Here is an 8,872-nt window from a genome sequence, read left to right on the forward strand (position 1 = left end):
GCCAGGGCTGTGTCGTCACCGATTGCGGAGACCTCGACGCGCAAGCCGGAGTCGGTGGCCACCGTGCCGGCGACCACTTGCTCGCCGATCTCACGGCGGACCGCCTTGGACTCGCCGGTGACCATGGATTCGTCCATGCTGGCCGAGCCGTCGATAATCTTGCCGTCGGCGGGCACAGAAGCGCCGGGGCGGACGATCACGACGTCACCGACCGCCAGGTCGGCTGGTGCGACTGTGACCACGTCGTCGCCGTCGAGCTTCTCGGCCTCATCGGGTAGCAGTGCCGCCAGGGAGTCGAGTGCAGAGGTGGTTTGCGCCAGGGAGCGCATCTCGATCCAGTGGCCCAGCAGCATGATGACTACCAGCAGGGCCAGTTCCCACCAGAAGTTCAGCTCAGGATCCAGGATGCGCAAGGTAGCGCCCCAGGAGGCGATGAACGCCACCGTGATCGCCAAGCCGATGAGCAGCATCATGCCGGGTTGACGAGCGCGGACCTCGGAGAGAGCGCCGGTCAGGAACGGCCGGCCGCCCCAGAGGTAGATCACTGTGCCCAGGATGGGGGAGACCCACCACACCCATCCGGCGTCGATGAGGTGGTAGCCAAGGAGGTGGGCGAACATGTCGTTGAAGCCGACCACCGGTACCGCCAGGACGAGCATGATCCAGAAAAGACGTCGGAACTGTCCGACGTGGTCTGCGTGCCCGGCATGACCGCCGTGGTCTTCATGTCCGGCGTGATGCTGCCCCGCCTGGTCGTGGCCGGTGGTGTCATGGGGCGCGTCCGGGTGATGATGCTCGGCTACCGCCGCGCCCCTATCGTCGAGGCGCCCGGCCGAGTCGCCACCGGATCCGTGCCGGTGGCCGTGGTGATGATGATCGTGCGGTTGACTCATTCGTTCACTTCCGTCTTGTCGCGTGCGGCCCGGTTGGCGTGATCTTCGGGCCGCAGGCGTCCGGGGGCTTCGATATTCACTATTTCCGAGGGAGTGGAACAGCAAGAACACGACTCCCTGAGTGTCCAGGACGATGTCCGCCTCGCGCAGCCGAGGCGGCTCGCGGCAAATTGATTTGGATCAATGAACAATATTTTGTGGTCCGTAGACTGAGGCTATCGATCGAACACATCAGTGCACGGTCGGCACCGGGAATTCAGTAGAGAAAGGATCACACCATGAGTACTTCCACCACCACTCACACCCTTCTTCGCGCCGAGGGCTTTTCCTGCCCGTCGTGTGTGTCGAAGATCGAGAAGCGGGTGGGTCGACTCAAGGGGGTCGAGAAGGTGGAGGTCCACTTCGCCTCCGCGCGTATCGAGGTCGACCACGACCCGGACGTCACCAGTGTCGACGACATCGTCGCCGCCATCGCCAAGGCCGGCTATACCGCCCGCCCTTCGGCGTTCTGACCCCTCGGGCCGCCCACCCCGGACGAGTCCTCTCGTCTTCCGGAGTTCGTGGGCGACCACACCGACTTTTCATGTCCTGAAAGGACACAACGTCATGAACGGTTTCCGCCGATGGGTTTACGGCAAATGGTCGGTCCCGACTAGTGCCGGTGTGCTCATTGTCATTTCCTTGCTGCTCGAGCATGTGTTGAGCGATGCGCTCAATCCGGCGATCAGTTCCCAGTGGTGGGTCGATGCCGGCGAACACGCCACCACGTCGGCTGAATTCACACTGGCCAATGCGTTCATGCTCGCTGCGGCGATCGTGGCCGGCTACGGCATCGCCGTCGCGGCGATCCGCGCACTCCTTGTCAAGCACATCGCCATTGACCTCCTCGTGTCGATCGCGGCGATCGGCGCCATCATCATCGGCAACTTCTGGGAAGCCGCGGCGGTGACGTTCCTGTTCGCCATCGGTCACGCACTCGAGGCGGCGACCATCAACAAGACCCGCTCCGCCCTGGCGGAACTTGTGGCCGTGGCCCCAGACTCCGCCATCGTCATGCGTGACGGCGAACAGCAGGAAGTTTCCGCTGCCGAAGTGCGGATGGGCGAGATCGTCCTGGTGAAGAACGGCGCCAAGGTGCCGGTGGACGGCCAGGTCGTGGCCGGCACCGGCGCGATCGACGAGGCGTCCATCACCGGCGAGTCCATGCCGGTGGACAAGGCCAAGTCAGATCAGGTTTTCGCCGGCACCGTCTCCCGCGGCGGCTTCCTGCAGGTGCTCGCCACCGGCATCGGCGCCGATACCACCCTGGCGCGCATCATCCACCGCGTGGAGGAGGCACAGGACGCCAAGGCCAGGACCCAGGCGTTCATCGACCGGTTCTCCGTCTGGTACACCCCGGCCGTCATGGTCCTGGCGCTGGTGGCCGGTCTGATCTCCGGCGACATCGTGCTGGCGCTGACCCTGTTGGTCATCGGCTGCCCCGGCGCGCTGGTCATCTCGATCCCGGTCGCGATCGTCTCCGGAATCGGTCGTTCCGCCCGTAACGGCATCCTGATCAAGGGTGGAGAGTTCCTCGAAACCTCCGCGAAGATCTCGGCGGTCGCCGTCGACAAGACCGGCACCCTCACCGAGGGCCGCCCGCAGCTGACCGACATCATCGTGTTGGCCCCGGAGTTCGACCGCACTGACGTGCTGCGGTGGGCCGCGGCCGCCGAGGCCGGATCCGAGCACCCGCTCGCCCGACCGATCCTCGACTCCGCTCGCACCGAAGGTGTGGCGCCCGAGGGCATTCCGGGCGCTGTCACCCCGGTGCCGGGTAAGGGCATCGTGTCCGACATCGAAGGCCGGAGGGTTCTCATCGGTAACGCGCCGCTGTTGGAGCAGTACGGCGTCACCGATGACGTGGACGCCGCGGCCGCGGCGAGGAAACTCGCCGCGGCGGGTAAGACCCCGATGATCGTGGCCGTGGACAACGCGGTCATCGGCGTGATCGCCGTGGCAGACCGGGTCCGCGAGGATGCGCCGGAGATGGTGCGGCGCTTGCACGACGCCGGCGTCGAGAAGGTCGTCATGCTCACCGGCGACACCCGCCTGGTGGCCGAGGCGATCGGCAAGGCGACCGGGATCGACGAGATCCACGCCGGCCTCCTCCCCGAGGACAAGCTCGACGCGGTATCAAAGCTGCAGCGCGAGGGTCACACCGTGGCCATGGTCGGCGACGGCGTGAACGACGCCCCCGCGCTGGCCACCGCGAACATCGGCGTCGCGATGGGTGCAGCAGGGTCGGCCGTAGCAGTGGAGACCGCGGACATCGCCCTCATGGGCGACAACCTGCTCAAACTCCCGGAGGCGATCGGTCTGGCCAAGCGCACGGTGGCCGTCATGCGGCAGAACATCGCCATCGCCCTGCTCACCGTGGTCGTTCTCCTGGCAGGCGTCTTCTTTGGCGGGGTGACCATGTCCATCGGCATGTTGGTCCACGAGGGCTCGGTGCTCATCGTGATCCTCAACGCCATGAGGCTCATGCGAAACACCCAAGGCTCCACCGCGATGCCCAAGAGCGAGCGGGTTCGCGCGCAGTCCGACAGAGAGAAGATCCCGGCCTGAAGCCGGCCGGGCGCCCGGGGCACCGCGTGAATCCGCCCCGGGCGCCCGCTCGGCCCCCGATCTCTATCCACCCACTACGGGCCGTTCACCCAGAATGGCTGACCAATCCCACCAGGCAAGGAGCAGGAAATGAGCAAGCAGGATTTCTCCATCGAAGGCAACGTCGAGCACTTCACGATCGAGGACGTGGCCCGGGCGAACCCGGACTTCCGCAAGGTCCTGTGGACCGGCAAGTACGCCCAGATCGTTCTGATGACCATCCCGGTCGGCGGTGAGATCGGGGACGAGGTCCACGAGAACACCGACCAGATCCTCACCTTCGTCTCCGGCACCGGCGAAGCCGACCTGCAGGGCCACACCCACGTGGTGGAGTCCGGCGACCAGTGCGCGGTAGCCGCGGGCGCCCGACACAACTTCCGTAACACCGGCGACGAACCCCTTGTGCTCTACACCATCTACAGCCCGCCGGAGCACGCCGCCGACAGCGCTTACACCACCAAGGACGAGGCCGACGCTGCCGAGGCTGCCGGCGAGGACGAGCCCCCCAAGGCCTGATCCTGCCGCTCGGGGAGGCCGGCCACCAGTCGGCCTCGCCGGACCGCTGTCGCGCAGTACGTCGTCTATTTTTCCCGAGTATCCGCACATGAAAGAAGCTGTTGTCACCATGTCCAGAGTTCTCGTCTTCAACGATTTCGGCGGCCCCGAGCAGCAGGAGCTGATCGACCGCCCGGCACCGGAACCGGCTGCCGGCCAGATCGCCATCCGGGTCGTCGCAGCCGGCGTCAACCCCGTCGACTGGAAGATCCGGCAAGGGTTCCTCGGCCGCCAGTGGCCGCTACCCGCCCCGATGGGGCGGGAGGCCTCCGGCGTCGTCACTGCGATCGGCGCGGGAGTGGAGGACTTCGCCATAGACGACGAGGTCCTCGGCGAAGTGGCCCCCGGCCACGGCGCCTTCGCCGAACACACCGTGCTGCGGGCCGACAAGACGGTCGCCAAGCCCGAGGAGATCTCGTTTGCGGACGCGGCCACGATTCCGGTGGCCGGCGCCACCGCCTACGACGTCACTCACCAGATCGAACTCGAGGCCGGACAAACCCTCCTGATCCTCGGAGCCGGCGGCGGGGTCGGCCGGATGGCCGCGCAGGTGGGCAAGGTCCACAAGTTCACCGTCCTGGGCGTCGCGAGCAAGTCGAAGAAGGACCTCGTCGAATCGTCGGGCGCCATCTTCGTCGAGTCCGGCGAGGGGGTTGCGGACCGGGTCGCCGCGGCGGCCCCCGACGGCGTGGACCTGGTCGTCGACCTCGTCGGAGGTGACGCCCTCCGAGCCGTCGCGCCCCTGGCGAAGGACCCGTCGCACGTCCTGACCACAGCGGACCCCGACACAGCTCGCGAGCTCGGCGGGGCAGTAGTCGAGCGCACGGAGGAGGCTCTGGAGAAGATCACCGGAGTCATCCAGTACGGACTCGTGGATCCCACAGTCACAGCGCGCTACAGCCTCGACGACGCCCAGCAGGCCATCGCCGCCGTCGAGTCCGGCCACACGACCGGCAAGGTCGTTATCGAACCGTGAATCGCAGCCCCACCAAGAAGACTGAACATGCAGGAATCGTCGGAGAGGAACCAGACAAATGAGAATTGTGATCGGTGCGCCGGGCAACGGCGCGATCCTGAAGGACGAGCTGAAGGCGCAGCTTGAGGCTGACGACCGGGTCAGTGCGGTCGTTGACCTGTCGAGTGCGGACATCACCTACCCGCAGGTGTCGTTCCTGGCGGCACAGGCCGTCCGCGACGGGAAGGCCGATCGCGGGATCCTGGTCTGCGGGACCGGCATCGGGACAGGTCCGTAGCCCGCCGGCGATGAGGAGCATCCGCAGGCGATAGTTGTCGCGGTTGCGGTAGCCGCGGGCCAGGCGCCGGTGGAGTTCGATGAGGCCATTGATCGCTTCGGTTCCTCCGTTGTTGGAGCGGCCGGTGGTCCAGTACGCGAGGAAGGCGGCCTTCCACTTGCGGAGCGTTCGTCCTAGTCGGGCGATTTCCGGGATCGGGCAGGATGGCAAGGTCGCGAGTACCTTCTCCGCAGCGCTGCGCCCGGCTGGCAGGTCTTTGTGGTGGTAGGCCTGTCGGAGTTCGTGGGCGACTTGCCAGGCGATGAACAGTTCCTCGTGTCGGGGGTCGGCGGCCAGGGCCTCGTCGAACCGCCGCCACTGGCGCTCGGTGAGCCTGTCGGGGTCGCAGCGGATGATGGTGCGGATCCCGTAGAGCGGGTCGCCTTTACGTCCGCGGTGACCGCAGATCTGCTGCTGCAACCTCCGGCGGACCTCGTCCACGGCGCCAAGGGCGAGCTTGACCACGTGGAAAGCGTCGAGAACAGCGGTGGCATCCTCGAGTTCGTCATCGATCGCTCGCTTGTAGCCGTGGAACGGATCCAACGCGGCGATCTCGACGCCGCTGGTGAAACCCTTGCCCCGCGCGGTGAGCCAGTCTGCGAACACCACCCCGGAGCGGCCTGGCACGAGGTCGAGCAGCCTGGCCTGTACTTTGCCGTCCCCGTCGCGGGTGAGGTCGACCATCCCGGTCAGTTCCTTGGGGCCGCGCTTACGTCGGGAGACATGGTGCCAGATGTGTTCATCGACGCCGAGGGTGCGGACGCCGTCGAAGCGGGCCGGATCATCGGCCAACGCCTCCAATGCAGCCTTGACCGGCGTCCACACCGTGTGCCACGCGGTACCGAGCTGACGAGCCAGTCCGCTGACGGTGGCGTGCTCCCGGCGCAGCTGTCCCACTGCCCACTCCACGACGCGGGCCGTGGTGGCATGCCGCGGCGAGGCAAGCCCAGGCAGGTTCTCCACGAACGTCACACGTTCGCACGCCCCGCCTGGGCAGACGAAGCGGCGTTTGCGCCAGATGATCGTGACGGGGCGGCCGAACGCGGGGATGTCGACCAGACGCACCACCTGCCGTCCATGCCCCACCCCGGCGGCGCCGCAGTCCGGGCATCCGACCGGTCCCGGCTCGGATTCGACGGTCACCTCCAGGTGCTCGCCACGCAGACGCGCATCAAGGACGTACACGTCGTCGAGCCCGACGAGAAGATCGCAGCGGACACAACGGGGCGCAGGTGCGGTTCCGGTGGCAGACCGGCAGCACCCGATAGGCTCAGACATGGGTCGAGGCCCTTTCAGGATCGGATGTAGTGGTACTTCCAATCCTTCAGGGCCTCGACCCTCTCGTCTCCCTACCGCCTCACCGGCGTGTCGTCCTCACCCACGCTCAGATGCGAAGAGCCATTAATCCCGCCACGCGAGGCGGTGGTCAGACGCAGCAGGAGGTGGGCAGTTCGGTGTGGAAGGTGCCTGCGACCAGGCGCAGAGCTTCGGAGACGGTCAAATAGGGGGCCCAGGTGTCGGCAATCTGGCGGGTGGTCATCCCGGCTGTGATGGCGTAAGTCGCCGCGAGCATGACTTCTCCGGCGTGGTCTCCGATTGCGCTGAGTCCGAGGATTCTTCCGGTTTCTGTTTCGGCGACCATCTTGATCGCCCCGCGGGTGTCCTGGTCGACTAAGGCGCGCGGCAGGTCCTCGAAGCTCATCACCCGGGATTGGCAGCGGTGCCCGGCGGCCCGGGCTGCGGCCTCGGTGAGCCCGGCGGTGGCCAGGTGGGGGCGGGAGAAGATCACCGCTGGCAGTCCGGTGTAGTCGACGACCTCGCCTGGGCCCTGCGGATCGGTGCGAAGGGCGTTGGCCGCGGCGGCTTTCCCGGTGGCAGCAGCGACGTAGACGAACTGGGGTGCCGAGGTGGCGTCACCGGCGGCGAAGACGCGCCGGTTGGTGGTGCGCTGATGCTCGTCGACGAGGATGAATCCGTCCGGGTCGGTGGCGATTCCTGCGGCTGGCAGGTTGAGGCGGTCTGTGGACGGGCGACGCCCGGTGGCCACTAGTAGCCGTTCTGCGCAGTGGCTGCGGCCCGAAGCGGTACGGACTGTGACCTGTGCGTTCTGCCGGTCGACAGAGGTGGCGTGCTCCTCGATCACCGTGATCCCGTCCTGAGCCAGGGCCTGGCGAAGGATGGCGACCATCTCCGGCTCGGCAGCAGGGGTGATCCTGCCGATGATGGTCACCCGGGTGCCCAGATGGGCGAAGAGTTGGGCCTGTTCGATACCGACGTAGCCACCGCCAATGACGATCATGGAGTCGGGCAGTTCAGTTAATTCCATGGCGGTGGTCGAGGTCAGATGCTCCACCTCGTCCAGCCCGGTCACCTCCTTCGGTAGTGCCGGTTCTGCTCCGGTGGCCAGTACCACCGAACCGGCCGCCACCGGATCCCCATCCATCACCAGAGTGTCGGGATCGAGGAAGGAAGCCTCCCCACGGCGGATCTCGAAGCCATGGGCGTTCGCGACGTCGGCGTACTTGGTCTCTCGCAGTCGAGTGACCAGCTGGTCCTTCTGCTTGACCAGCGCTCCCAGATCAACGCCCCGGGCGAGGGTGGGGACCCCGGGGAAGGGATTGGTCAGTGCGACCTGGCGGGTGCCGGCAGCGGCCAGCAGCGCCTTGGACGGGACGCACCCGATGTTCACGCAGGTGCCGCCGATGGTGCCGTGCTCGATCACCAGCACCGTCCTGCCGGCCTGGCGAGCGGTGATAGCGGCCGCCATGGCTGCCCCGCCGGAGCCCACCACCGCCAAATCGAATTCGAAACCCGGTTCCATCAGATGGCCCCTCTCTTTCTTCGCTCATTAGGATGGACCTTCCAGCGCACTGGAAGGTCAACCCAGGCGGTCTCGAAGGAGCGGTAATTCCAATGAGGATCGGCGAACTGGCTGCCACGGCGGGCACCACTCCGAAAACCCTTCGCTACTACGAATCCGTGGGCCTGCTCCCGCCCCCACAACGAACCCTCAACGGCTACCGTGACTACCCCGAGCACGTGATCTCCCGGCTCGATTTCATCCGGCGGGGCCAGAGCGCGGGACTATCGCTTGCCCGCATCGGTGAGATCCTCCGGATTCGCGATGACGGACAGGCACCTTGCGCTCACGTCGACACGCTCCTGGTGACTCGACTGGACGAGATCGACCAGCAGATAGCCGATCTCTTGCAGCTGCGTCAGGCAGTCGCCCAGCTCCAGTCCGCCAGCCGCACAGTGGACCCTGCGACCTGCCAAGCCGAGACGATCTGCCGCTACCTCTGACTGGCGGTGCTGTGGTCCATGCGGGACGCACCGCCTTCCCTGCCGGTCGGTGGCCGCGACCCGGCGGGGGGTTGTTGATGCGGGGAGGGGGGTTGTCAGGTGAGTCTCATGGTGGTCAGGCAGGTGAGGTCCTGGTCTCCGGTGGCGATCGGAACAGTGGCCGACTTGTCGTCGTAGTCGATG

General features: G+C 66.6%; 8 protein-coding genes and 2 pseudogenes. 7 read left to right on the forward strand and 3 right to left on the reverse strand.

The genetic code is table 11. The annotated features are described in order from the left end of the window. Positions 1-659: pseudogene (locus R4P08_RS18145) on the reverse strand (heavy metal translocating P-type ATPase); the annotation flags it as partial. Between R4P08_RS18145 and R4P08_RS18150 the strand changes: the two are divergent. The 6 genes from R4P08_RS18150 to R4P08_RS18175 all read left to right on the forward strand — a co-directional run bounded on the left by R4P08_RS18150 (position 594) and on the right by R4P08_RS18175 (position 5,347). Then, entirely contained in the window at positions 594-935 is a 342-nt protein-coding gene (locus R4P08_RS18150; RefSeq protein WP_317815270.1) for a hypothetical protein, read from the forward strand. The pseudogene R4P08_RS18145 and the gene R4P08_RS18150 overlap by 66 nt on opposite strands. A 236-nt stretch (positions 936-1,171) precedes the next feature. Continuing rightward, positions 1,172-1,405 (forward strand): heavy metal-associated domain-containing protein, encoded by a 234-nt coding sequence (locus R4P08_RS18155; RefSeq protein WP_317815265.1) that lies wholly within the window; start codon positions 1,172-1,174, stop codon positions 1,403-1,405. 286 nt (positions 1,406-1,691) lie between these two features. Beyond that, positions 1,692-3,500 (forward strand): heavy metal translocating P-type ATPase, encoded by a 1,809-nt coding sequence (locus R4P08_RS18160; RefSeq protein WP_411741242.1) that lies wholly within the window; start codon positions 1,692-1,694, stop codon positions 3,498-3,500. Positions 3,501-3,629: 129 nt separating this feature from the next. Then, complete coding sequence (locus R4P08_RS18165) at positions 3,630-4,055, forward strand: cupin domain-containing protein (protein WP_107747663.1); 426 nt, start codon at positions 3,630-3,632, stop codon at positions 4,053-4,055. Positions 4,056-4,164: 109 nt separating this feature from the next. Beyond that, entirely contained in the window at positions 4,165-5,070 is a 906-nt protein-coding gene (locus tag R4P08_RS18170) for an NADP-dependent oxidoreductase (protein WP_317815267.1), read from the forward strand. 58 nt (positions 5,071-5,128) lie between these two features. Then, a complete protein-coding gene (locus R4P08_RS18175; protein ID WP_317815269.1) occupies positions 5,129-5,347 on the forward strand; it encodes an RpiB/LacA/LacB family sugar-phosphate isomerase in 219 nt (72 codons plus the stop codon). 24 nt (positions 5,348-5,371) lie between these two features. Here R4P08_RS18175 and R4P08_RS18180 read toward each other — a convergent pair. After that, a pseudogene (locus tag R4P08_RS18180) lies at positions 5,372-6,664 on the reverse strand (ISL3 family transposase); the annotation flags it as partial. 148 nt (positions 6,665-6,812) lie between these two features. After that, positions 6,813-8,207 carry a mercury(II) reductase gene (gene merA, locus R4P08_RS18185; protein WP_317815268.1) on the reverse strand — a complete coding sequence of 465 codons (1,395 nt, stop codon included), beginning with the start codon at positions 8,205-8,207 and terminating at the stop codon, positions 6,813-6,815. 92 nt (positions 8,208-8,299) lie between these two features. On the opposite strand from merA, the gene R4P08_RS18190 reads away from it, so the two are divergent. Continuing rightward, positions 8,300-8,689 carry a heavy metal-responsive transcriptional regulator gene (locus tag R4P08_RS18190; protein WP_061230215.1) on the forward strand — a complete coding sequence of 130 codons (390 nt, stop codon included), beginning with the start codon at positions 8,300-8,302 and terminating at the stop codon, positions 8,687-8,689. Positions 8,690-8,872: the final 183 nt, after the last annotated feature.

The organism is Rhodococcus sp. IEGM 1408 (assembly GCF_033142235.1).
Classification (GTDB): Bacteria; Actinomycetota; Actinomycetes; order Mycobacteriales; family Mycobacteriaceae; genus Dietzia.